The following is a 23,855-nucleotide window of genomic DNA, read 5'->3' on the forward strand; positions in this document are numbered from 1 at the left end:
GCCCTCCCGATGTCGGACCCCGGTCCTAGGCTTCAGGAATGCTCAGGATCGACCGCGACATCCTCCGGCTCGCGGTGCCGGCGCTCGGCGCCCTCGTCGCCGAGCCGCTGTTCCTCCTCACCGACACCGCGCTGGTCGGCCACCTCGGCGCCGATCCGCTCGCCGGGCTCGGGGTGGCGAGCGCGATCCTGCAGACGGCGGTGGGGCTGCTCATCTTCCTCGCCTACGCCACGACGCCCGCCGTCGCGCGGCGGCTCGGCGGAGGAGATCGGCCCGGCGCGATCAAGGCCGGAATCGACGGCATGTGGCTGGCTCTCGGCATCGGAGTCGTGCTCGCGCTCCTGGCCTGGCCCGCGGCGGACCCGCTGGTGCGGCTGTTCGGCTCCACCGCGACCGTGAGCGAGGAGGCCACCACCTACCTCACCATCTCGCTGATCGGCCTGCCCGGGATGCTCGTGGTGATCGCCGCGACCGGTCTCCTCCGCGGGTTGCAGGACACGCGCACCCCGCTCGTCGTCGCCGTGGCCGGCTTCGCCGCGAACGCCGCGCTGAACGCGGCGCTCATCTACGGCGCGGGGTGGGGCATCGCCGGGTCGGCGGCCGGCACCGTCGTCGCCCAGTGGGCGATGGCGGCGGTGTACGTGGTGATCGCGGTGCGGGCGGCCCGCGCCACCGGGATCTCGCTCCGGCCGGGGCTCGACGGCGTGAGCGGCGCCGCCGCGGCCGGCGGCTGGCTGTTCCTCCGCACCGCGAGTCTGCGCACCGCCCTGCTGGCGACGGTGGTCGTCGCCTCGTCGCTCGGGGTCGTGCAGCTCGGCGCCTTCCAGATCGCGCTGACGATCTTCTCGACGCTCGCGTTCATCCTCGACGCCCTCGCCGTGGCCGGGCAGGCGATGATCGGGCACGGCCTCGGCGCCGCCGACGTGCCTCGGGTCGCGGCCGTGACCCGGCGGCTGATCGGCTGGGGGCTGGTCTCCGGCGTCGTGCTCGGGGCACTGCTCGCGGTGGCCGCGCCGTTCGCCGGGCCGGTGTTCAGCCCGGATGCGGAGGTGCAGGCGGCGCTCACGGTGACACTCCTCGTGATGGCCGTCGGCATCCCGCTGGCCGGTTTCGTGTTCGTGCTCGACGGGGTGCTGATCGGGGCCGGCGACGCCCGGTACCTCGCGATCGCGGGCCTGGTGTCGCTGGTGCTCTACTCGCCGTTCCTGGTCGCGGTGGGCATCATCCGACCGGAGGGCGCGGCGGGGCTCGTCTGGCTCTGGGCCGCGTTCGGCTTCGGCTACCTCGGCGCGCGGGCGCTGACCCTGGGGCTCCGGGCGCGCGGCACACGGTGGATCGTGACCGGGGCACCCGGCTGACGCCCGCCGGGTAGTCACTCGGGCCGGAGCTCGGACCGCACCTCGGCCCGCCGTCGGGTCGGACCAGGCTCAGACCCTCGGCCGGGCGAAGGTCGGGCTTCGGTCGGATCCGGTCCGACCGCGGTCAGATCTCGTAGACCGACCCCGGCGCGGCCGCCTCGACCGGTCCATCGAAGTGATCGGATGCACGCCGGGCCGCGACCGCGGGCGTCACCTCGTCCGCGACGTGGGTCAGCACCAGCCGCCCGACGCGGGCGGCCGTCGCCGTGCGGCCGGCATCCTCCGGGGTGTGATGGGCCGGGGCCTCTGGAGCTTCTGCGGCGTCGGAGCGACTCGGCGCCGAGCCGTACCCGGCCTCGATCAGCAGCAGGTCCACATCCTCGGCCAGCTCTTCGAGCGAGATGCAGGGCGCGGAGTCGCCCGAGTAGGCCAGACGGCGGTCGCCCTCCGCGATCGTCAGCCCGAAGGCGGGCACGCCGTGCTGCACCGGGCCCCAGGCCAGCGTGAGCGGGCCCACCGCGGTCTCGCCCCAGCCGCTCATCGGGGTGAAGTCGAAGACCTCGGGCAGGATCGCCGCCGCGTTCGGCCCGAGGAAGGCGGCCAGCCGGTCGAGCAGCCCCTCCGGCCCGATCAGCCGCACCGGCCCGGCGGGGGCCAGGTCGGAGAAGCGGAGCGCGTAGTAGGCGACGAGCAGGTCGGCGGTGTGGTCGGCGTGCCGGTGCGAGATCCAGATCGCGTCGAGGTCGGCGAGGGAGGTGTGCCGCTGCAGCTCGGCGAGGGTTCCGGTGCCGGCGTCGACCCACACGGCGGCCGGGCGCGACGACGCCGGGGCCACGTCGACAGGATGCGTCGCCGGGTGGGCCGCATCCGTTGCCGGGCGGGCCGCATCCGTCGCCGGGCGGGCCGCACCCGCGGCCGGCGTGAGACCACCCCCGCTCTGCACCAGGTACCCCGAGCAGGCGTTCCCCGGCTTCGGATACGGGGTCGCGGTTCCGAGCACGGTGAGCAGCATCCCCCTATTGTCCCCGGTCTCTCATTCCCAGTCGCGCGGTGGCGCGCGCAGTGACGCGCGCAGTGACGTGCTCGGTGACCCGTATGCGGGATACCGGGCGCCGGCGCCCGGCTGTTAGCCTGCTGATTCGGGCGGCGGCCGGACCGCGCCCAGGGGGAGAACACCGATGCCCAGAATCCGATCGCGCCGTCGCGCCGGAATCCTGGCGGCCACAGCCGCCGCACTCGCGATCGCGGCGATCGCCTCGCCCGCGGCGGCATGGGCCGCACCCGCGCCCGCAGCCGTCGCCCCCGCGGCCGCACCCGCACCGGCCCTCGTCACCCCCGTGGCCGCCCCCGCCCACCAGGCGACCGTCGCCCTCGACGCCCCCGCGGGTGCCACGACGGCCTGGATCGAGTTCGAGCAATCCGGCCTGGCGCCGGCCTCCCTCGAGGTCGCCGCGCGCCTGGACGGCGGCCCCTGGCGCACCGTCGACCTCACCGCCACGACGTTCGGTCTGCACGGCGAGCTGTCGATCGGCGCCGGGCGCCTCGAGGTCAGCGTCGAAGCGGCACCCGGTTTCCCCGCGAGCACTCCGGATGCGGCGCTGACGATCCTCGACGGGTCCGGCGCCGTCGTGGCGAGTTCGAGCCGGCGGCTGACCGTCCCGGCCCTCCCGACCCCGGGCCCGTCGGGAGGCGGGTCGGATCCCGCCGCCGTGTCGGTCGTCCCGGCCGACGGTCAGTCGCCGGCGACGGCCGCCCGCGGTGGCCTCGCCGCGACGGGTGGGCCCGACCCGCTCGCACCCTTGAGCCTCGCGCTCGCGACGCTGCTCCTCGGTGGCGCAGCGCTCGTGCTGCGAACCCGGATCGGCGCAGCGCGACGATCAGTCCGCACGACGCAGGCGGGTGCCTGAGATGCGCCGCCTGATCACCTCCGCCGTCGCCGTGGTCGCCACCTCGGCCGTCGTCCTCGCGTCCGTCGCCACCGGCGCCGCCGCCTCCGCCGCTCCCTCCGCGGGACCCGAGCTGCCCTCCGTCGTCGTCGCGGGTACCGTCGGTCATCGCGTCAGCGACCCGGGAGCGGTACCGGTCGTCGACTCCGAGATCGGCCGCGGGAGCGCCCTCTCGACCACCGCCGGCTCGACCGTCGCGCTCGGCTCCGCGGTCGACGGCTTCGGCTCGGCCCTCGTGCGCGTGTCGGCCCTCTCGGCACCGGCCGCACCAGCAACACCAACCACCACCACCACCACCACCACCACCACCACCACCACCACCACCACCACCACCACGGTTTACCGCTCCGGCGGCGTGCCCGCCCTCCAGGTCGGCGCCGGCACCTCGGCCTCCACCACCCTCCTGCTCCCGGTGCACGACGGCGCGGTGCAGCTCTGGGCCGACCAGCCGGTCGCGGTGCGCGTCGACGTGCTCGCCGGCTTCGAATCGAACCCGGCGCTTCCCGGCTCGATGATCGCCCTGGATGCGCCGGTGCTGCGAGCCGACACGACGACCGGCCTGGCCGCATCCGTCGTGGGGACCGACCCGGTGACCGTCGGGGCCGTCGGGCTCGGCGGCGTGCCGAGCGAGAACGTGCGCGCCGTCTACGCCACACTCGTCGTGACCGCCGATCGCGCGACCACGATCACGGCGGGCGGTCAGCGCCTGCCGCTGCCGCCGGGCCGCACCACGGTGACCACGATCGTGCCGCTCGACGAGAACGGGGCCGTGGCGGTCGGCTCCAGCGTGCCGGTCTCCCAGCTGCAGCTGTTCGTCTCCGGCTGGATCCCGGATGCGCCCGACCAGTCCTCCCAGCTCAACCTGCCCGGCAGCTTCGTGTCCACCGCCGACACCACCGACGGGGCCACGACCGCGATCGACGACCGGCAGCCCGTCGAGGCGCACCTCGCGCGCACCGCGGATGCCGAGTACACGATCGGCCTGGTCTCGGCGACGACCACCGCCGCCTCCGAGACGACCTTCCTCGATCTGGGCCCGGCGTACAGCGGTCGCGGCCGCGGTGCCGTGCTCGACCGGGTCGCCGGAGCGATCCCGCAGCTCATGCTCACCGCGGCCGACAGCGACTCGGCCCTCCTCACGCTCCGCCGCGGAGCGGCCGAGGTCTCCTGGGCGCCGGTCGGCGACATCCTCGGTGCCGAGCGGAGCCGCCCGCACGACGCCGCGCCCACCATCTCGATCGACTCCCACGACGACGGTCACGACATCGACCTGGGCGACCACGGGTACTTCACCCTCTCGGGCGACCTGACGACCCCGGGCTCCGCCGTCGACCGGGTCGAGATCAGCGGACCGGACGGACTCATCGGCACCGCCGACGTGCGCACCGACGCCCTCGGCAGCCACTGGGAGTTCGACGCCTCGGCTCCGCGCGACGGCAGCTTCCGCTACACCGCCACGGTGTTCGACCGCGCCGATCGCTCGGCGTCGGACGACGTGACGATCGACGTCGAGGCCGTCGATCCCGACGACACGGTGACCTCGCCCGAGACCCACGTTTTCAACCGCGATCCCGCCCAGCAGTGGCTGCACAAGGTCAGCGACACCGAGCTGACCCTCGACGTCGAGCCGCAGTTCAAGCCGGGTGACGTGGTCGTGGGCGCCGAGAGCGCGGCGACTCCGGATGGCGCGTTCGCCAAGGTGGTCGCGATCGATCGCGCGGGCGCGAGCTGGCGCATCCAGGTCGAGCCGGCCACGCTCGAGGACGCGTTCTTCCAGGTCGACATCGACCAGGTCGAGGCGCTCGACGACCCCTCCGAGATGACCGCCGACGACGACGCGGCCGCGATGACGCCGCCGACGGATGCGAGCGGCCAGCCGGATCCGTACACCCCGGTCGACTACGGCGAGGGCGAGGGCGACCGCACCTGGATCGTGCCGGCCGACCAGGTGGATCTGGGCGACCTCCCGGCCGAGGACGGGCCGGCGATCGCGCCCGCGTCGCTGCTCGCCGCCCCGGCGACCCCGGCATCCACCTCGACCCCGGCAACCCCGGCGACCCCCGCGTCGCTGAAGGCCGCCGCCGCCCCCCTCACCGCCTCACTCGGCATCCAGGCGAACCTCCTCGTGGAGTGGAAGTCGAAGCTGGGTCAGCCCACGGTGCAGGAGGTGTCGCGGAACGCCAAGACGCCCGAAGAGGCCCAGGCGGTGCTGAACAGCACGTACAAGGACGACATCGACAACGACACCGCTGCCATCGCGCTGGCGTTGAAGGGTCAGGTCGGTGTCGACCTCACCTTCGTGATGCACGTGAGCTTCAGCTGGAAGTGGGGATTCAACCCGCCCGAGGTGCAGCTGGACGAGCTGACCGTGAAGCTCGTCGCGACCCTCAAGGCCTCGGCGCAGGTGAAGTTCTCCGTCGGCACCAAGCGCGAGTTCGGCACCTGGAACGCCCTGGGCTCGTACAAGCTGCCCACGGTCTCGTTCTTCGCCGGCCCGGTGCCGGTCGTCATCACGAACGACGTCGGGATGTCGCTGCGGTCGTCGTTCGGCCTCGAGGCGAAGCTCACCCTGCCGGAGCTCTCGTTCAAGCGGGTCTACACCTACGGCTTCACCTACACGGCCGAGAAGGGGTACCAGACCCTCACGAAGGATCCGGAGAACACCGCGAAACTGAGCTTCCTCGAAGGTCTGGGCGGTACGGACCTGTCCGCGACCGCGAGCGTGTCGTACGGCCCGGTGCTCGCGCTGACCTCGAAGCTCTACGACGCCGCCGGCCCCGAGATCAGTCTCAGCGGACTGGTCAAGCTCGAGCTCACGGCGGGCGTCGAGATCGCGCCGGCCACCCCCACGGTCCCGGAGCACGGGCGCGCCTACCTGCAGTACAAACTCGCGCTGGTCGCTGAGCTGGCGGGCAAGATGAAGCTGGTGATCTGGAAGAAGGAGCTCGGCAACGTGACGCTCTTCACCCTGAAGGGCGAGTATCCGATCACCGCGGGCAAGTGGACGACGGATGACCTGAAGGCGACTCCGCCGCCGGTCTAGTCCGGCACTGAATCACCGGCCTAGTCCCGCACCGGCCCACCGGTCTAGGCCGGCACCGGCCCCGTGGTGTCGCCGAGGTGCAGCTCGCAGGTGAACTGCACCGACTCGGCCATCTCACCGGCGAGCATCCTGGTCACTGCGAGCCCCGCGGCCCGGCCCTTCGCGGCGGCCGGCTGGCGCATCGTGGTGAGGTCGTGTGCGGCGAGGCCGTCGATCCGCACCCCGTCGAAGCCCGCGACGCTGAGGTCGGCGGGCACCGCGAGGCCGAGCTCCTCGGCGACCTGCAGCACCCCGACGGCGAGCAGATCGCTCTGCGCGAGGATCGCGGTCGGCCGCTCGTCCGCCGGTTTCGGGGTCTGCCCGTCCGATTTCGCGAGCAGCGCCCGGGCGGCCTCCGCGCCGAACTCGACCAGGTTGAAGGAGGCCGAATAGGCGACGGCGTCGGGGTAGACACGACGCAGTCCGGTCAGGCGGTCGGCGGTCACGGTCGTGGTGGTCGCCGCCTCCCGCTCGGCGTCGACGAAGCCGGATCGCCGCTCGACGTCGGTCGCGAGGGTGACGGTGGCCACGCGTCGGTGCCCGAGACCGTGCAGATGCCGGGCGAGCGTCTCGGAGGCGTCGGCGTTGTCGAGTGCGATGTCGACCACCCCGGCCTCGGGTCCGCCCTCGATCGACACGATCGGCACCCCCCGTCGACGCAGCGATTCGACCACCCGACCGAAGGCCGGTGCGCAGCCCATCAGCACGGCGGCGTCGATCGCCGCCGATTCGATGGGCGAGGGGGATGCGGTGGCGGCCTGTGGTGCGGCGGGCTCGCTCGCCTCTGCGTCGGTCCCGACGGGCTCGATCGCCTCTGCGTCGGTGCCGACCGGCGCCTCGGTCAGCAGCAGCAGCCCGTTGCTCCCCGTGCCCAGGCCGGACGCGATGCCGTCCAGGGTCGCCACGTTCACCGGATCGCGGAACGCGGCGAGCAGCGTCTCGTCGAACACGATCCCCACCACTCCCGACCGGCCCTGGCGCAGCGATCGCGCGCGCGGATCCGGCCCCGAGTAGCCGAGCTCGGCCGCCGCCGCCATCACGCGGTCGCGGGTCGCGGCCGACACCGGGCCGGCTCCGCTGAAGGCGAGCGAGGCGGTCGACCGGGAGACGCCGGCGCGTTGCGCCACGTCGAGCAGCGTCGCCCTCGCGAGGGGAGGTTGCTGAGTGCCCGGCATGCTTGCTAGCGTAGTCGAATCGGTTCGATCGAATCGATTCGACCCCATCCCTCCCGCATCGAAGGAGATCATGACCGAGACGTTGAAGCGCCGGCAGCTCATCGCCTGGCGCAACGCCATCTTCACGATCTTCGCCCTCAGCGGCCTCTCGATCGCCTCGTGGGTGGCCCGGCTCCCCGCGGTCCGCGACGGGCTGCAGCTCGACACCGCCCAGGTCGGACTCCTCATCTTCGTGATGTCCGCCGGCTCGGTCATCGGCCTGGTCGCCTCGGCCCCGGTCATGCTGCGCACGGGTGCGCGCACCGGGATGCTGCTCTGCCTCCTGCTGCTCACGGTCTCGCTCGCCGTGATCGGTCTCGGCGCCTCCGTCGCGGTCACGGTGACCCTCGTGGCCGTCGGCCTCGCCCTGTTCGGCTTCGCCAACGGCGCACTCGACGTGATGATGAACGTCGAGGGCGCCGCCTCCGAGCGCGCGATCGGCAAGACCCTCATGCCGCTCATGCACGCCTTCTTCAGCTTCGGCACGGTCGCCGGTGCGGGCCTGGGCGCCCTCGCCTCGGCGCTGTCGATCCCGGTCGCCGTGCACCTGATCGTGATCGGGCTGCTGATCGGCGTCGCGGGCGTGGTCGCCGTGCGGTACGTGCCCCGGGGCGCCGAGGCGGCGGTTCCGGATGCGGCCGATACCGCAAGCGCACGCGCCGCAGACCGGCTCCGCCCCCGCGGGCACCACCCCCACCGGCGCCTCCCCCGCCGGCATCTCCGCCGCGTCGGGCTCCTCCGCCTCCTCCGCGGCGACTCCCACGTTCGGCCGGCGCCTGCTCGCGAGCCTCGCGGTCTGGAAAGACCTGCGCCTGCTCGCGATCGGCGTGATCATGCTCGGCATGGCGTTCGCCGAGGGCTCGGCGAACGACTGGCTCGCCCTCGCCGTCGTCGACGGGCACGACCAGTCGAACACGGTCGGCGCCCTCGTCTTCGGCGTCTTCACGGTCTCGATGACCCTCGGCCGGGTGCTCGGCGGGCCGATCCTCGACCGGTTCGGGCGGGTTCCGGTGCTGCGGGTCAGCGCGCTGCTCGGTGTGCTGGGTCTGCTGCTGTTCATCCTCGCGCCGAACATCTGGCTCGCCTCGATCGGCACCGTGTTCTGGGCGCTCGGCTGCTCGCTCGGCTTCCCGGTCGGCATGTCGGCGGCCGCCGACACCGACGACCCCAAGCTCTCCGCGGCGCGGGTGAGCGCGGTCGCGATCATCGGCTACGTGGCGTTCCTGGTGGGCCCGCCGGTGCTGGGCCTGCTCGGTCACGAGTTCGGCATCCTGCACGCGCTTCTGCTGGTGCTGGTACTGGTGGCCCTCGCGGGCATCGCCTCGCCGGCCGCGCGCGAGCGCATCCGGCGCACCGTCTCCGGCGCCCCCGCCCGCGAGGCCTCCACCCCGCGCTGAGTCGGGCGCGCGGCCGGAGCCGGGCCGGGCGTGCACCCGCCGGGCGTTACGCTCTACTGGTGCGTCTCGTCATTGCCACCTGTTCCGTCGACTACGCCGGCCGGCTGAGCGCCCACCTGCCGCTCGCGAAGCGTCTGCTGATGCTGAAGAGCGACGGCAGCATCCTGGTGCACTCCGACGGCGGCAGCTACAAGCCCCTCAACTGGATGAGCCCGCCGTGCAGCATCACGGTGCTCGAGCCCGACGCCGACCAGGCCGAGGCCGGGATCACCCAGCTCTGGAAGGTCACGCAGAAGAAGACCGACGACGTGCTCGTGGTCTCGCTCTACGACGTGCTGCACGACTCCGAGCACGAGCTCGGCATCGACCCTGGCCTGGTCAAGGACGGCGTCGAGGCGCACCTGCAGAAGCTCCTCGCCGAGCAGATCACGGTGCTCGGCGACGGGCACACCCTGGTGCGCCGCGAGTACATGACGGCGATCGGTCCGGTAGACATCCTCGCTCGCGATGCCGCCGGGGCCGCGGTGGCCGTCGAGATCAAGCGGCGTGGCGACATCGACGGGGTCGAGCAGCTCACCCGCTACCTCGAGCTGATGAACCGCGACCCGCACCTGGCTCCGGTGCAGGGGGTCTTCGCGGCTCAGGAGATCAAGCCGCAGGCGCGGACGCTCGCACTCGACCGGGGCATCCGCTGCGTCGTGCTCGACTACGACGCCATGCGCGGTCTCGACGACGCCGACTCCCGGCTGTTCTGACCCCGGACCACGGGCTGCGACCCTCGGACGGCCCGCTCGCACGCCGGAGCGGTCACCCGTAGGGTTGACGGATGGCCCGTCGTGCACCCGCCTTCCCCAAGACCTACGCTAACCGTCCGCTGCGCAAGGCGCTCGAGACCTTCGCCGCGCTGCCCAATCGCACGACGCTGGATGCACTGCTCGCCGCCATGCGCACCGGCGGTCTCGTGGTCGACGTCACCGGAACGACCGACCCGGCCGACCCCCAGCTGCGCACCGTGCTCTCGACCGAGGGTCAGCTGATCCTGCCCCTGTTCACCTCGCTCGGCGAGCTGCGGCTGGCGGTGCCGGTCGACGAGCGACCGGGGGTCAAGGCGCTGATCATCCCCGCCGCCGAGGCGCTCGCCTTCATCGAGACCGCCGACTTCGTTGCCGTGCAGTTCGACGCCGGCAGCATCGGCCAGATCGTCAAGCGCGAGTTCGTCGTCGCCTGACCGGCTGGCCGCGGATGCGCGCTAGCCGACGAGGGCGAGCGCCAGCGCCGACAGCGGCACGATGATCACAACGGCTACGAGGCCCAGCCCCATGAACTTGGGCCACGAGACCGTGACCCCGAGCGCCTTGAGCCGCTGGTGCCAGAGCAGGGTGGCGAGCGAGGCCCAGGGCGTGACGAGCGGACCGAGGTTCACGCCGATCAGCAGGGCCGTCAGCCGCAGCGGATCCCCCGCCAGCGGTTCGAGCACCAGATAGGCGGGCAGGTTGTTGATCGCGTTCGCCCCCACGGCGCCCACGGCGGCGAGGTGCACGAGGCTCAGCGGGTCGTCGCCCGAGCCGCTGACGGTCGAGAGCAGATCGCCGAGGCCGTGCACCTGGGCCGCCTCGACCAGCACGAACAGCCCGATCGCGATGCCGAGCGCCTGCCACGGGATGAGCGAGATGCCGATCGCGCTCCGGTTGCGCACCAGGAACGCGATGAGCAGCAGCACCGCCGCGACCCCCGCGACGATGGCGACCTCGATGCCCGAGACGAGCATCGGCAGAAGCGCCACGACGACGACCGCGCAGTAGATCAGCAGGGGCTTGTCGGTGATCGGGGTGCGTTCGGGCAGCGTGAAGCGCCCGCGCAGCGACCGGCGGTAGACGATCGACAGGATGGCCACGCTGATCAGCACCCCGACGAGCCCGGGCACGGCCGTGGTCGCCAGGAACTGGGCCGGCGTCTCGCCCAGCGCGTCGGCGGCGAGCAGGTTGGTGAGGTTCGAGACCGGGAGGAAGAGGGAGGCGGTGTTCGCCAGCCACACCGTCACCAGGGCGAACGGAAGCGGCGAGACCCCGATGTGCAGTGCCAGCCCGACCACGACCGGGGTGACGAGCACCGCGGTGGTGTCGAGCGAGAGGAACGCGGTGCTGACGACGGCGAGCGCGATGACGAGCACCCAGAGCAGCACGACCCGCCCGCGCCCCCAGCCGGCCATCAGCTCGGCGAGCGCGGTGAACACCCCGGCGGCGCTCGCGAGCTCGGCGACGATCGTGATGCCGACCACGAACGCCAGCACCGGGCTCACCCGGGCCGCGAGCGCGCCGAACTCGGGAAGCGGCAGCAGCCCGGTGGCGACCACGATCGCGGCGGCCACGAGCAGCAGGAGGGTGAGGATGGCGCCGACCCGGCGCGCGGCGAAGGCGAGCATGCTGCGGTGAGTCTATGCCCGCGTCCCCGCCGATCGGAGTCTTCAGCTGTCGACCGGCGGCCCCGGATCGAGGGCATTCTCGGTGGCCGACGCACGTCGGCTGTGTGCCGACCCTAGGATGTCTGAGTGATTCCCACTACTCCTTCGAAGCCGTGGTCGTGCATCCTCTTCGATCTCGACGGAACCATCACCGACTCCGCGCCCGGCATCATCGGGCGCCTCTCCCGCACCCTGACGGCGATGGGCCGGCCCGTTCCGCTCCCGGCCGAGCTGGTCGCGTTCGTCGGTCCGCCGATCCTCGACGGCTTCCGCGACGTCGCCTCGATGAACGAGGAGGAGGCCAAGGAGGCTCTCGTCGTCTACCGCGGTCTCGCCGCCAGCGAGGGCCCTCAGGATGACGCGGCCGTCTACCCGGGGATGCTCGGGCTGGTGCGGGCGCTGCATGCCGCGGGCATCCCGCTCGCCCTGACGACCTCGAAGTCGGAGGTGCAGGCCGCCCGCGTGCTGGAGCACCTGGACATCGCCTCGTGCTTCACGGTGGTCTGCGGATCCTCCGAGGACGAGACCCGCAGCTCGAAGGCCGACGTGATCGCCGAGGCGCTCCGCCGCCTGCGCGAGCAGGAGGTCGACCTCTCGAACCTCGTGCTGGTCGGCGACCGCGAGCATGACGTCGAGGGCGCGGCCGAGCACGGCATCCCGACGATCATGGTCGAGTGGGGCTACGGCTCCCCCGCCGAGGCCGTCGGGGCGATCGCCGTGGTCCACTCCGTGGACCAGCTCCGCGCCGCCCTCCTCTAGCCCCCGCCCCGAAGCCCCTCGGCCCTCCGCCCCGGCCCCCGGGTGATGAGGCTCCCGCCCACCCCAACCCGGTGACGCCCCGAAGGCCCTCGACCCGTCAGTTGTTGTCGCTAAAGGCCTCGGATGGCGACAACAACTGACGGGTCGGGGACAGGGAGGCTAGCCTCAGCGGGTGGGGGTGCGACGCGCGCGGCGTGCGAGCGCGAGGGCGAGGCCGCCCGCCAGGAGCGTGAGGCCGGCGAAGCCCACCGCGAAGACGGGGTCGCTGCCCGTCTTCGCGAGGCTTCCGGTGCCCGCGGTTCCGCGGTAGCCCGTGCCGCCGGTGCCCGCGGCCGCCGAGCCCGCGCCGGTGGTGCCGGAGTTCGCCCCGCCCGCGCCCGATCCGGTGCCCGAGCCACCCGCACCCGACCCGGTGCCCGTGCCGCCGGTGCCGCCGGTGCCCGTGCCGGAACCGGTACCGCCGGGAGCAGGGTTCGTGGGCGAGGGGGACGGAGTCGGCGTCGGCGTCGGCACGACCGCGGCCGTCGCGCGCGCCGCCAGAGGCAGCACCACGGTGACGCTCTGCGCCTCGGGATCGCCGTTCATGATCCGCCCGACGATCGTGATCGTGCCGGAGAACGTGCCCGCGGCGGTCGGTGCGAACCGCAGGTCGACGGTCGCCGTGTTGGGGGTCGCCGCCGGATCGATGGTCTGGCCGGCCCCGAACGACGACGCCGAGATCGACACCGTCGACATCACCGCGCCACCCTGATCGCGCACGACCACGTCGGCGTTCGCGAAGCGCAGCGGATCGATGCCGCGCACGGTCAGTGTCAGTCGCTTGGTCGCCGACTCCCCCGTCTTCACCGTGCCGAAGTCGAGCGTGGTTCCGCCGCCCGGCACCGCGACCTCGAAGAACGCCCGGTCGGTGGTGAGCGACTCGGCCTTCACCGGGACGACCAGCGTGGCCGTGCCGGTGCGCTCGAGGTCCACCGCGGTCAGCGTGACGTTCTGCAGCGAGGGGGTCCGCGCGGGCGGCGCGGTGTAGCGCACGACGAAGGCGCGACGCTGGCCGGGCATGATCGACTCGCCGGCGACCAGGGTCGTCGAGACCAATTGGAACGGCGCGGCCAGAGCCGTCAGCGGTGTCGGGTCGATCGACACCGCGTCGACGCCGTCGTTCAGCACCTCCACGGTGCGCGTGACGACCCGGCCCTGCTTGACGTACCCGAAGTCGGCCCCGAATCCCGGCACCGAGATCGACACCTGGTCACCCGGCATCGCATGCGCCCGCTGGGCCGGCGCTCCGACAGCCAACAGGGCGCCCGCGAGCACTCCGGCGAGCGCGAGCACCACCGCCAGGGCGAGACCGAAGGGACGCGTGAGGCTCACGGAGGACATAGGGACCCGCTTTCGAGGTGCGACAAGAACGTCCCCCACGCTCTCCGACAAACGCCTCCCACCGTTATGAGCAATCTCTACTCATCCACCACGGCGCGCCCCGCGAACCCTCCTTACTATGGAGGGCATGGGCGACTTCTCCCTCATCCCCACCTTCGTGGTGTTCGGGGCGGCCCTTCTGGCTCTGATCCTGGGCCTGCGCTGGCTCCGCGGCCGCGCCCGTCGAGGCATCGCCGCCCGCACCGCGAACCCCGCCTTCACGAGGGACCCGTCGAATCCCGCCGACCCGTCGAACCCCGCGGTCCAGCTCGGCTCCGCACCGCCGGAGATCCCCGGCGGCGCCCCCGTGCGCCTGCCGCTGGACCAGCTGCTCAAGCAGGCCGACATCCAGTTGGTGCGCATGGACGACGCCATCCGCGACGCCGCCGACGAGCTCGAGTTCGCCCGGGCCGAGTTCGGCAACACCGACGTCCGCGAGTTCGCCGACGCCCTGGTGACCGCCCGCGGCCGCTCCTCCGAGGCCTTCACGCTCAAACAGCAGCTCGACGACGCCTACCCCGACACCGAGCAGCAGAAGCGCGACTGGGCGAAGCGCATCCTGTCGCTCAGCGACGCCGCCCTGGCCCTGGTCACCGCGCAGTCCCGCGCCTTCCAGCGCCTCCGCCGGCTCGAGACCTCCGCCCCCGACGCGCTCCGCCGCCTACGCGAGACCGTCCAGGCCGGCCGTGCCCGCCTGCCGCTGGCCACGGCCACGCTCACCGAGCTCGCCGACGCCTACGATCCGGATGCGCTGGCCGGCATCCGCGACAACGACACCGCCGCGGCCCACCACTTCGACGAGGCCGAGTCCCTCGCCGCCGAGGCCGAGGCCTCGCTGTCCGCGAACTCGATCGCCCCGGTCACCCGCACCGTGCAGTCGGCCGAGACGGCGGCCCGCACCGGGCTGGCCCTGCTCGACGCCATCGACCGGCACCGCACCACCCTCCTCGGCGCCCGCCAGGCGCGGCAGCAGGCGCTCGAGGCCGCGGCCGCCCAGCTCGCCGAGGCCGCCCGGCTGTCCGCTTCGATCGAGGATGCGGAGGCGGTCGCGCACATCGCCGAGGCCTCCGCGGTTCTCGACGACGCCGTCTCGACGGCCCGCGCGCGCAGTCGGGCGCATCCTCTGGCCGACGTGGATGCGGTGAGCGCCGCCGCCGCGGCCCTCGACCGCACGCTCGCCGTCGCCCGCACCGCCCAGCAGCGCCTCGACTCGGCCCGAGAGGCGCTGGTCGGCGCCGTGGCCATCGCCACGAGCCACATCGGCACCGCTCGCGACGCGATCTCGGGCCGTCGCGCGCGGGTCGGCGCGGATGCCCGCACCCGCCTCGCCGCGGCCGAACGCGAGCTCGATCTCGCCCGGGCCGAGTCCGACCCGGTCGCCGCGCTCGACGGAGCCCGCCGCGCGGCCACCCTGGCCACCGACGCCGACGCCCTGGCCCGCTACGACGCCCTGCGCTGATCCGGCGCCCGAGCCGGCCGGAGCACCACCACCCGCAACACCAGCGCACCGCTACCACCTGCGCACCACCGCCCGCCGCGCCACCACCACCCCGCCGCCGAACCTCACCCGCCCGGCCCACGCCGATAAAGTGCGACCATGACCACCCGCCGTCGCCGCCACCCCGCCCTCCGCATCACGGCCGTGGCCGTCGTGGCAGCCCTCCTCGCCTCCGTCAGCGGCTTCCTCGTCTACGCCGAGACGACCTACGCCGCCACGCCCGCCCCGGTGCAGGCGATCGCCGACGACCCGGCGATCGACGCGCGCTGGAGCTACGACCACGTCGTGATGACCCCCTCCGACCCTGAGGCCGGCAACGGCACGGGCCTGGTCTTCCTCGCCGGAGCCAAGGTCGACCCGCTCGCCTACGCCTCGAAGCTCAGCGGTCTGGTCGATGCGGGCACCACGGTCGTGATCGTGCGCCCGGTGCTCAACTTCGCGATCCTCGAGTTCCGGCCCTTCTCCGACTTCACCGCCCTCGCCCCGGCGAGCGCCGGGGTCACCGACTGGTTCGTCGGCGGCCACAGCCTCGGCGGAGTCAAGGCCTGCCAGTACGCCGCCGACCCTTCTGCCGGCGTGAAAGGACTTGTACTTCTCGGCTCCTACTGCGCCGGCGACGAGTCCGGCCTCGCGAAACCCGTGCTCTCGGTCTCGGGCAGCAACGACGGCCTGAGCACCCCGGAGAAGATCGACGCCTCGAAGCCCGAGCTGCCCGCCGACACGGTCTACGTGGTGCTCGACGGCGCCTCCCACGCGCAGTTCGGCGACTACGGCCTGCAGCCCGGCGACGGCACCTCGACCGTCGACGACGCCACCGTGCGCCGCGAACTCACCGAGGCCCTCACCGCCTTCATCCGCTGAGGATGCGGGCGCGGACGAGCACGAGAAGCGAGACGTGAGCAACCCGGAAAACAACGAAGTGCCGGCCTCCCGAAGAAGACCGGCACTCCTGTCCGTGCGCGAGGGGGGACTTGAACCCCCACGCCCTTGCGGGCACTGGCACCTGAAGCCAGCGCGTCTGCCAATTCCGCCACTCGCGCGAACTAGGAGAGACTAGCACGCCCGGCGCGACGCGTGCGAACCGGGCCCTGAGAGTGCATTAACACCCAAGACAAGTAACATCGTCGTAGCATTCACGCCTTTGACAGCGCGCGCCGCCCTCGCGGCGCATCGACCGCCACCACGAAGCCACCGCCCCGGCGGCCGAGTCGCGACGCGAGAAAGAAGATCGGGAGAGACGTGGGAATACTGGACAACTTCGAGAAGGGTCTCGAACGCGCCGTCAACGGCGCCTTCGCGAAGACCTTCCGCTCGGGGCTCCAGCCGGTCGAGATCTCCTCCGCGCTGAAGCGCGAACTCGACACCAAGGCCGCCGTCGTCTCGCGCGACCGCATCCTGGTCCCGAACAGCTTCCGGGTGCTCCTGGCCCCCGCCGACTTCCAGCGCATGACCACGATCGGCCCGACCCTGATCGACGACCTGAACTCGATCGTGCAGCAGCACGCCGCCCAGCAGGGGTTCCAGTTCGCCGGCGGTGTCTCGATCGACCTGGTGAACGACCAGCGCCTGTCGACCGGCGTCATCCAGATCGAGTCCTCGAACGTCAAGGGCGACGTGGCCTGGACCCCGGTGCTCGACGTCGCAGGCAAGCGCCACCCGATCACCAAGTCGCGCACCGTCATCGGCCGCGGCAGCGACGCCGACATCACCGTCGACGACACGGGCACCTCGCGCAAGCACGTCGAGATCCTGTGGGACGGCACGCACGCCCAGGCCCACGACCTCGGCTCGACGAACGGCTCTCAGCTGAACGGCCGCCCGTTCGACCGCGCGAACATCGAGCCCGAGTCCGTCATCCAGATCGGCCGCACCTCCATCGTCTTCCGCGTCGTGCCCCAGACCAGCCGCCCGGCCTCCCGGCGGCCCGCCGACCCCGCGGCGACCACCCGCATGCCGGCCCAGGCGCGCGACACCGGCCGAGCCCGCTCCCACGACGACGACCGCCCGCCCCTCGATCCCGGCGGATTCTGGCGGTAGACGGCGACAATGAGCGAACTCACCCTCCTCATCCTGCAGTTGGCGTTCCTGGCGCTGCTCTGGGTGTTCATCTTCATCGTCGTCTACACGATGCGGTCCGACCTGTTCGGGCAGCGCGTGCGCAAGCTGAAGGATGCGGCGGCCGGCCCCGCGGTCGCCCCCACCGGCGTCGCTGCGGCGGGCGCGGCCCCGGCCGGAGCGGCCGCCGCAGCCCCGGTCACCCCTCCCCCGGCCGCCCCGAAGGTGCCCACCTTCGTGCCGGCCCCCGGCACCGAGCTGAGCGGTCCTCCGCGCGCGTCGACCGCGAACGCCGGCCGACTGGTCATCACCTCCGGCCCGAAGGCGGGCACCGACATCCCGCTCGGCACCGAACCGCTGACGATCGGGCGCTCCACCGACTCGAGCGTCGTCATCCGCGACGACTACACCTCCACGCACCACGCCCGCCTGATGGTCTGGGGCGAGGAGTGGGTGGTGCAGGATCTCGACTCCACCAACGGCACCTTCCTCGACGGCCAGCGTGTGACCGCCCCGGTGCACGTCCCGCTCAACACGCCCATCCGCATCGGCGCGACGACGTTCGAACTGCGACGGTAACCCGTGGCCATTACGACCGTGAGCGCGGCCGTGTCCCACGTGGGCAAGATCCGCTCGAACAACCAGGACTCGGGTTTCGCCGGCGAGACGCTCTTCGCCGTCGCCGACGGGATGGGCGGGCACGCGGGCGGTGACGTCGCGAGCGCCCTGGCCCTCAAACGTCTGGCCGAGATCGACGGGCAGTACACCTCCGCGGTCGACGCCGAGTTCGCGCTGCAGGAGGCAATCGTCGCGGCCAACGCGGTGCTCACCGAGACGGTCTACGAGCATCCCGAGCTCACCGGCATGGGCACGACCCTGAGCGCCCTGGTGCGGGTCGGCCACAGCGTCGCGCTCGCGCACATCGGCGACTCCCGCGTCTACCGGCTGCGCGACGACGTGCTGACCCAGATCACGGTCGACCACACCTTCGTGCAGCGGCTGGTCGACTCGGGGCGCATCACGCCCGAGGAGGCAAAGACCCATCCGCGCCGCTCGGTGCTCATGCGGGTGCTCGGCGACGTCGACGCGGCCCCCGAGGTCGACCTCCAGGTGATGGACACGCGGCCCGGCGACCGGTGGATGCTCTGCTCCGACGGCCTCTCCGGGGTCGTCGAGTTCGACGACATCGAGAAGATCCTCAAAGAGAACGCCGAGCCGCGCGAGGCCGCCGACGCCCTGGTCAAGGAGAGCCTGGACCACGGCGCCCCCGACAACGTCACCGTCGTCGTCGTCGACGTGCACCAGTCGCTCGACACCCCCGAGGTCGAACCGGTCGTCGTCGGCTCCGCGGCCGTCCCGATCGCGTTCGAGCAGCCGGTGCGTCGCACCGTGCGCATCGCGGGCATCCCGGGGCTCCGGATGCACCCCCGCGGCCCCGCGAGCACCGAGCCCAGCCACTTCGAGCCGGGCTCCGACGACTACCTCGACGAGCTGATCGAAGAAGACCGGCGTCGCAGCCGCCGCCGGAAGGCGACCTGGCTGGTGGCGCTGGTCGTCGTGCTGGCCCTGATCGCCGGCGGCCTCTACGCCGGCTACCGCTGGACCCAGACGCGCTACTACGTCGGCGCCTCGAACGGCTCGGTCGCGATCTTCCAGGGCATCCAGCAGAGCGTCGGCCCGATCGCGCTCTCGCACGTCTTCCAGGAGACGGACGTGACGACGGATGCGCTGCCCGACTACACCCGCCGCCAGGTCGAGAACACCATCAGCGCCGACTCGATCACCGCGGCCCTGGAGATCGTGAAGCGCCTGAGCGACTCGGCGGCCACGAACACCCCGACCGACGGCACCGCACCGACCGACGGCAGCCAGCCCACCGACGTCCAGCCCACCGACGGCAGCACGCCGCCGCCCGCAACGCCGGCCGACGGCACGCAGAACCCGGGCACCACCGACGGCAGCACCCCGGCGCCATGACGAACCCCACCGCCTCCGTCGCCACCCCGGATCAGCCGGCCCCCACCCCGGGCCGCGGCATCCGCCGCATCCGCGTGCCGCAGAAGCTCCGCAACGTCGAGCTGTTCCTGGTCGTCTTCGTCTGCGCCGTGAACGCCCTCGCGGTCGTGCTGGTGCAGTTCGGCGCGCTCGGCTACGCCGACGGCACCGTGGTCACGCTCGGCGCGGGGCTGTCCATCCTCGTCATCGGGATGCACATCGCGCTGCGTTTCGTGGCGACGAACGCCGACCCGTTCATCCTGCCGATCGCGGCGCTGCTGAACGGTATCGGCATCGCGATGATCTACCGGATCGACATCGCCGAGAACCTCACCGGCTGGGAGAGCACCGCCGTGCGCCAGGTGGTCTGGAGCGGGATCGCGATCGCGCTGGCGATCCTGGTGATCGTGCTGATCCGCAACCACCGCGTGCTCCAGCGCTACACCTACCTGGCGATGCTGATCGCGGCCGTCCTGCTCCTGCTGCCGATGCTCCCGGTGATCGGTCAGGAGATCTACGGCGCCCGCGTCTGGATCCACGTCGGCGCCTTCTCGTTCCAGCCCGGCGAGGTCGCGAAGATCGCGCTGGCCGTGTTCTTCGCCGGCTACTTGGTCTCGCGCCGCGACAGCCTCTCGATGGTCGGCACCAAGGTGCTCGGGATGCGGTTCCCCCGCGGTCGCGACCTCGGCCCCATCCTCGTGCTCTGGGGCGTGTCGATGGCGATCATCATCTTCCAGCGTGACCTCGGCACGGCGCTGCTCTACTTCGGCCTGTTCGTCGTGATGATCTACGTCGCCACCGGGCGAGCCAGCTGGGTGGTGCTGGGCGTCGGACTGTTCCTGGCCGGCGCGGTCATCGCGAGCCAGGTGCTGGTGTACGTCAACGACCGTTTCACCAACTGGCTGGATGCGTTCGCCAGCTCCCAGTACGACGCCGACGGGGGCAGCTACCAGCTGGTGCAGGGCCTGTTCGGCCTGGCCAACGGAGGCCTGATCGGCACCGGTCTCGGCGAAGGCCGGCCCGACATCACGCCGCTGGCGCAGAGCGACTACATCATCGCCTCGCTGGGCGAGGAGCTCGGGCTCGCGGGTCTCTTCGCGATCCTCGCGCTGTATCTGCTGTTCATCTCCCGCGGCCTTCGGATCAGCTTCGCGGGGCAGGACGACTTCGGCCGTCTGCTGGGTGTCGGCCTCTCGTTCACGGTCGCCCTGCAGTGCTTCATCGTCATCGGCGGCGTGACCCGCGTCATCCCGCTGACCGGCCTGACGACGCCGTTCCTGGCGGCCGGAGGCTCGTCCCTGGTCGCGAACTGGATCATCGTGGCGCTCCTGCTGCGCCTGTCGGACACAGTCCGCAATCAGCCAAGGCTGGTGATCTAGAGCCGTGACCCGTGAACTCAAGCGTGTGAGCATCGTGGTCTTCCTGATGTTCCTCACCCTCCTCGTCTCGACGACGACCATCCAGTTCTTCCAGGCCGACAACCTCTCCAGCGACGCACGGAACGCCCGCACGGTCTACGCCTCCTACGACACCGAGCGCGGCCCGATCCTGGTCGACGGTCAGCCGATCGCGATGTCGGTGCCGACGACCGACGAGTTCAAGTACCAGCGCAGCTACCCCCAGGGCCCGCTCTACAGCGCGGTCACCGGCTACTACACGCTGGGTCAGGGCTCGAGCCAGATCGAGCAGTCGATGAACGACTACCTCAGCGGCACGAGCGACTCGCAGTTCCTGGAGTACCTCAACCGCCTCGTGACCGGGCAGAACCCCCAGGGGGCCTCGGTCGAGCTGACGATCGACCCGGTCATCCAGCAGGCGGCCTACGACGCGCTCGGCAGCTATCAGGGCGCGGTGGTCGCCATCGAGCCGGCCACCGGGCGGATCCTGGCGATGGTCTCCAAGCCCGACTACGACCCGAACACGCTCGCCGTGCACGACAGCCAGCAGGTGCTCGACACCTACGACTCGCTGATCGCCGCGTCGGGCGATCCGTTGATCAACAAGACGATCAACGACCTGAACCCCCCGGGATCCACGTTCAAGATCATCACCACCTCGGCGGCGCTCCAGAACGCGAACCTCCCGGTCGACCACACCGAGCCGAACCTGGCGCGGTTCCCGCTCCCCGGCAGCGACCAGACGGTCAGCAATGCCGGCGGCGGAACCTGCGGAGGCGGCGACACGGTCACCATCGCGACCGCGTTCATCCTCTCCTGCAACATCCCGATGGCCGAGCTCGGCGTCGAGATGGGCGAGGGCGCCCTCGGCGACATGGCGAAGGCCTTCGGTTTCGGCAGCGATCTGTCGGTGCCGATGGATGTCTCCCCCAGCGTCTACCCGCGCGGCCTCGACGACGCGCAGCTCGCGCTCTCGGCCTTCGGGCAGGGCAGCGACGTGGCGACGCCGATCCAGATCGCGATGCTCTCGGCCGCCGTGGCGAATGGAGGAAAGCTGATGACCCCCACCCTGATCGACGAGGTCCGGGCACCGGATCTGAGTGTCCTGGAGAGCTTCGAGGCCAAGGAGTTCGGCACCCCGCTGACTTCGGTAACAGCTTCGACACTTTCGGGTCTGATGGTCGACGCCGTCGATAACGGCGCGGCGACTAATGCAAGAATAGACGGGGTCAGTGTGGCTGGTAAGACCGGAACCGCGGAGAACGGGGACGGTGATCCCTACACGCTGTGGTTCACCGGTTTCGCCCCCGCAGACAACCCGCAGATCGCTGTCGCGGTCGTCGTGGAGGATGGCGGCGGGCTGGGTCAGTCCGGGACGGGGAACCAGGTGGCTGCACCGATCGCACAACGAGTACTAGAGGCGGGCTTACGTAAATGAGACCCACAGCAGGGGTGACCTTCGGGGGCCGGTACGAGCTGTCCAATCGCATCGCGATCGGCGGCATGGGCGAGGTCTGGCAGGCCACCGATCTGGTGATCGGGCGCACCGTCGCCATCAAGATCCTGAAAGACGAGTACCTCGGCGATCCCGGATTCCTGGAGCGCTTCCGCGCCGAGGCCCGGCACGCCGCCCTCGTCAGCCACGAGGGCATCGCCAACGTCTTCGACTACGGCGAGGAGGAGGGCAGCGCCTACCTCGTGATGGAGCTGGTCCCGGGCGAGGCGCTCTCGACCATCCTCGAGCGCGAGCACGTGCTCTCGACCGACCGGGTGCTCGACATCATCGCGCAGACCGCCCTCGCGCTGCAGGCCGCGCACGCCGCCGGCCTGGTGCACCGCGACATCAAGCCCGGCAACCTCCTGATCACCCCCGACGGCCGGGTGAAGATCACCGACTTCGGCATCGCGCGGATCGCCGACCAGGTGCCGCTCACCGCCACGGGCCAGGTCATGGGCACCGTGCAGTACCTCTCGCCCGAGCAGGCGAGCGGTCAGCCGGCCTCGCCGACCACCGACATCTACTCGCTGGGCATCGTCGCGTACGAGTGCCTCGCCGGCAAGCGCCCCTTCACGGGCGAGTCGCAGGTCGCCATCGCGATGGCCCAGATCAACGAGACCCCGCCCGACCTGCCGGTCACGATCGCCGAGCCGGTGCGCAACCTCGTGCTCTCCTGCATCGCGAAGAAGCCGGAAGACCGCCCGGCCTCGACCGCGGCGCTCGCCCGCGCGGCGATGGCCCTGCGCCGCGGCGACATCGCCTCGGCCGCGGCCGCCGTGCCGGCCGTCCTCGGCCCCGAGGGCCTGCCGCCCACCGTGGCGACCACCGTCATGCCCTCCGGCGCTCCGACGCAGGCCACGGCCCTGCTCGCGACGCCGGGCGGTCCGCTCGGCCCGGCCGGGCCCGTGCCGCCGGTCGCCGACGACCTGCCCGCGGAAGAGCCGAAGAAGCGCTCCCCGTGGACCTGGCCGCTCATCGTCCTCATCATCATCCTGGGCCTCGTGCTGATCGGCACGATCGTGGCCCTCGTGGTGCAGGCGAACGGTTCGAGCGCACCCGCGACGCCCAGCACCAGCGCGTCGCAGACCCCGCCGCCGACCTCCCCGACCCCGTCGGTGACCCCGACGCCCACGAGCACCTCGGTCGCGGTGAGTGAGTCGGAGCTGAAGGGCAAGTCCTTCGACGAGGCCGCCGGCATCCTGCAGAACATGGGTCTCAGCGCCAACCGCGTCCCCGGCAACGCCGCTCCGAGCGCCGACCAGGTCGACGTGGTCTACCAGGCGACCCCGGTCGGCAACGTGGCCAAGGGCACGACGATCGCGCTCACCGTCTACACCGACGTGATCGTTCCGGACTCCCCGACCACCACCCCCGCCGTGACCTCCGGGTCCAGCGACGGGAAGGTGCGGGCCGGCACCGACTTCGCGATCGGCTGGACCTCGTACAGCTGCCCCTCGGGCACCACCCTCTCCGGGTACTCGGTCGACGCGACGAACGCGACCGTGACCTCGACCCCGGGCACCACGACGGCGGCCACGCTGACGGCCACCGGAGCGCCGGGTTCGACCATCGAGGTCAAGTACAACGTGAGCTGCTCGAACTCGGTCTCCGGGTACTCGCCGTCGCTCACGCTCACCATCGAGGGCGCGGCGCCCACCCCGACGAACACCCCGGCCGGCACGGGTGCAGGTGCTGGCGCCGGCGGCGGCGCACCGAAGAACAACTGAGCGGCGACGAGCACGAGCACCAACACGGCTCAGCAGCCCAGCACGACCC

At 72.0% G+C, this 23,855-nt stretch carries 19 protein-coding genes and 1 tRNA gene; 15 read left to right on the top strand and 5 right to left on the bottom strand.

Annotation, left to right across the window (positions count from 1 at the left end; translation table 11 throughout):
• The first annotated feature begins 38 nt into the window (after positions 1–38).
• A complete protein-coding gene (locus AC59HU_RS16265) occupies positions 39–1,358 on the top strand; it encodes an MATE family efflux transporter (RefSeq protein WP_497224468.1) in 1,320 nt (439 codons plus the stop codon).
• Between the two features lie 124 nt (positions 1,359–1,482).
• Here the strand turns inward: AC59HU_RS16265 and AC59HU_RS16270 are convergent, their stop codons facing one another.
• Positions 1,483–2,370, bottom strand: a complete 888-nt coding sequence (locus AC59HU_RS16270) for an MBL fold metallo-hydrolase (protein ID WP_497224469.1) — start codon at positions 2,368–2,370, stop codon at positions 1,483–1,485.
• 166 nt (positions 2,371–2,536) lie between these two features.
• Between AC59HU_RS16270 and AC59HU_RS16275 the strand changes: the two genes are divergently transcribed.
• A complete protein-coding gene (locus AC59HU_RS16275; protein ID WP_497224470.1) occupies positions 2,537–3,265 on the top strand; it encodes a hypothetical protein in 729 nt (242 codons plus the stop codon).
• A complete protein-coding gene (locus AC59HU_RS16280; RefSeq protein ID WP_497224471.1) occupies positions 3,258–6,347 on the top strand; it encodes a hypothetical protein in 3,090 nt (1,029 codons plus the stop codon). Before AC59HU_RS16275 ends, AC59HU_RS16280 begins: the two co-directional genes overlap by 8 nt.
• A gap of 44 nt (positions 6,348–6,391) precedes the next feature.
• On the opposite strand, the gene AC59HU_RS16285 is transcribed toward AC59HU_RS16280, so the two are convergent.
• On the bottom strand, positions 6,392–8,062 hold the full coding sequence (locus AC59HU_RS16285; RefSeq protein ID WP_497224472.1) for a LacI family DNA-binding transcriptional regulator: 1,671 nt from the start codon (positions 8,060–8,062) through the stop codon (positions 6,392–6,394).
• Between the two features lie 170 nt (positions 8,063–8,232).
• Between AC59HU_RS16285 and AC59HU_RS16290 the strand changes: the two genes are divergently transcribed.
• From AC59HU_RS16290 to AC59HU_RS16300, 3 genes are all read left to right on the top strand, one after another.
• Positions 8,233–8,997, top strand: coding sequence for an MFS transporter (locus AC59HU_RS16290; RefSeq protein ID WP_497224473.1), 765 nt, complete (start codon positions 8,233–8,235; stop codon positions 8,995–8,997).
• A 59-nt stretch (positions 8,998–9,056) separates the two neighbouring features.
• Positions 9,057–9,752: an endonuclease NucS gene (gene nucS / locus AC59HU_RS16295; protein WP_497224474.1), complete on the top strand. Its 696-nt coding sequence runs from the start codon at positions 9,057–9,059 to the stop codon at positions 9,750–9,752.
• 71 nt (positions 9,753–9,823) lie between these two features.
• A complete protein-coding gene (locus AC59HU_RS16300; protein WP_497224475.1) occupies positions 9,824–10,225 on the top strand; it encodes an SseB family protein in 402 nt (133 codons plus the stop codon).
• Positions 10,226–10,246: 21 nt separating this feature from the next.
• On the opposite strand, the gene AC59HU_RS16305 is transcribed toward AC59HU_RS16300, so the two are convergent.
• The gene (locus tag AC59HU_RS16305) at positions 10,247–11,419 is read right to left on the bottom strand and encodes an ArsB/NhaD family transporter (protein WP_497224476.1); all 1,173 of its coding nucleotides are present in this window, start codon (positions 11,417–11,419) and stop codon (positions 10,247–10,249) included.
• A 126-nt stretch (positions 11,420–11,545) separates the two neighbouring features.
• Here AC59HU_RS16305 and AC59HU_RS16310 point away from each other — a divergent pair, with 126 nt between their 5' ends.
• Positions 11,546–12,217, top strand: coding sequence for an HAD hydrolase-like protein (locus AC59HU_RS16310; protein ID WP_497224477.1), 672 nt, complete (start codon positions 11,546–11,548; stop codon positions 12,215–12,217).
• Positions 12,218–12,382: 165 nt separating this feature from the next.
• Here the strand turns inward: AC59HU_RS16310 and AC59HU_RS16315 are convergent, their stop codons facing one another.
• Positions 12,383–13,597: an LPXTG cell wall anchor domain-containing protein gene (locus AC59HU_RS16315; protein ID WP_497224478.1), complete on the bottom strand. Its 1,215-nt coding sequence runs from the start codon at positions 13,595–13,597 to the stop codon at positions 12,383–12,385.
• Between the two features lie 127 nt (positions 13,598–13,724).
• Between AC59HU_RS16315 and AC59HU_RS16320 the strand changes: the two genes are divergently transcribed.
• Both AC59HU_RS16320 and AC59HU_RS16325 read left to right on the top strand, forming a co-directional pair.
• Complete coding sequence (locus AC59HU_RS16320) at positions 13,725–15,095, top strand: hypothetical protein (RefSeq protein ID WP_497224479.1); 1,371 nt, start codon at positions 13,725–13,727, stop codon at positions 15,093–15,095.
• A gap of 138 nt (positions 15,096–15,233) precedes the next feature.
• A complete protein-coding gene (locus tag AC59HU_RS16325; RefSeq protein WP_497224480.1) occupies positions 15,234–15,995 on the top strand; it encodes an alpha/beta hydrolase in 762 nt (253 codons plus the stop codon).
• A 95-nt stretch (positions 15,996–16,090) separates the two neighbouring features.
• On the opposite strand, the gene AC59HU_RS16330 is transcribed toward AC59HU_RS16325, so the two are convergent.
• Positions 16,091–16,174, bottom strand: a tRNA-Leu gene (locus AC59HU_RS16330).
• Positions 16,175–16,373: 199 nt separating this feature from the next.
• Between AC59HU_RS16330 and AC59HU_RS16335 the strand changes: the two genes are divergently transcribed.
• From AC59HU_RS16335 to AC59HU_RS16360, 6 genes are read left to right on the top strand one after another with little or no spacing between them, the layout of a single operon-like run.
• A complete protein-coding gene (locus tag AC59HU_RS16335) occupies positions 16,374–17,171 on the top strand; it encodes an FHA domain-containing protein (protein WP_497224481.1) in 798 nt (265 codons plus the stop codon).
• 9 nt (positions 17,172–17,180) lie between these two features.
• Complete coding sequence (locus AC59HU_RS16340) at positions 17,181–17,768, top strand: FHA domain-containing protein FhaB/FipA (RefSeq protein ID WP_497224482.1); 588 nt, start codon at positions 17,181–17,183, stop codon at positions 17,766–17,768.
• A 3-nt stretch (positions 17,769–17,771) separates the two neighbouring features.
• Entirely contained in the window at positions 17,772–19,166 is a 1,395-nt protein-coding gene (locus tag AC59HU_RS16345; RefSeq protein ID WP_497224483.1) for a PP2C family protein-serine/threonine phosphatase, read from the top strand.
• A complete protein-coding gene (locus AC59HU_RS16350; RefSeq protein ID WP_497224484.1) occupies positions 19,163–20,563 on the top strand; it encodes an FtsW/RodA/SpoVE family cell cycle protein in 1,401 nt (466 codons plus the stop codon). Before AC59HU_RS16345 ends, AC59HU_RS16350 begins: the two co-directional genes overlap by 4 nt.
• A gap of 4 nt (positions 20,564–20,567) precedes the next feature.
• Positions 20,568–22,019 (top strand): peptidoglycan D,D-transpeptidase FtsI family protein, encoded by a 1,452-nt coding sequence (locus tag AC59HU_RS16355; RefSeq protein WP_497224485.1) that lies wholly within the window; start codon positions 20,568–20,570, stop codon positions 22,017–22,019.
• On the top strand, positions 22,016–23,806 hold the full coding sequence (locus AC59HU_RS16360) for a serine/threonine protein kinase (RefSeq protein WP_497224486.1): 1,791 nt from the start codon (positions 22,016–22,018) through the stop codon (positions 23,804–23,806). Before AC59HU_RS16355 ends, AC59HU_RS16360 begins: the two co-directional genes overlap by 4 nt.
• Positions 23,807–23,855 lie beyond the last annotated feature (49 nt).

It is taken from the genome of Herbiconiux sp. 320_LB, assembly GCF_059691755.1.

Bases quoted from the DNA above. Each gene is read 5' to 3' on its own strand.
- AC59HU_RS16360 (WP_497224486.1), top strand. From the start codon at position 22,016: ATGAGACCCACAGCAGGGGTGACCTTCGGGGGCCGGTACGAGCTGTCC.
- AC59HU_RS16265 (WP_497224468.1), top strand. From the start codon at position 39: ATGCTCAGGATCGACCGCGACATCCTCCGGCTCGCGGTGCCGGCGCTC.
- AC59HU_RS16290 (WP_497224473.1), top strand. From the start codon at position 8,233: ATGCGGCCGATACCGCAAGCGCACGCGCCGCAGACCGGCTCCGCCCCC.
- AC59HU_RS16305 (WP_497224476.1), bottom strand. From the start codon at position 11,419: ATGCTCGCCTTCGCCGCGCGCCGGGTCGGCGCCATCCTCACCCTCCTG.
- AC59HU_RS16285 (WP_497224472.1), bottom strand. From the start codon at position 8,062: ATGAGCGGCATGAGGGTCTTGCCGATCGCGCGCTCGGAGGCGGCGCCC.
- AC59HU_RS16275 (WP_497224470.1), top strand. From the start codon at position 2,537: ATGCCCAGAATCCGATCGCGCCGTCGCGCCGGAATCCTGGCGGCCACA.
- AC59HU_RS16270 (WP_497224469.1), bottom strand. From the start codon at position 2,370: ATGCTGCTCACCGTGCTCGGAACCGCGACCCCGTATCCGAAGCCGGGG.
- AC59HU_RS16350 (WP_497224484.1), top strand. From the start codon at position 19,163: ATGACGAACCCCACCGCCTCCGTCGCCACCCCGGATCAGCCGGCCCCC.
- AC59HU_RS16340 (WP_497224482.1), top strand. From the start codon at position 17,181: ATGAGCGAACTCACCCTCCTCATCCTGCAGTTGGCGTTCCTGGCGCTG.
- AC59HU_RS16315 (WP_497224478.1), bottom strand. From the start codon at position 13,597: ATGTCCTCCGTGAGCCTCACGCGTCCCTTCGGTCTCGCCCTGGCGGTG.
- AC59HU_RS16325 (WP_497224480.1), top strand. From the start codon at position 15,234: ATGACCACCCGCCGTCGCCGCCACCCCGCCCTCCGCATCACGGCCGTG.
- AC59HU_RS16320 (WP_497224479.1), top strand. From the start codon at position 13,725: ATGGGCGACTTCTCCCTCATCCCCACCTTCGTGGTGTTCGGGGCGGCC.
- AC59HU_RS16300 (WP_497224475.1), top strand. From the start codon at position 9,824: ATGGCCCGTCGTGCACCCGCCTTCCCCAAGACCTACGCTAACCGTCCG.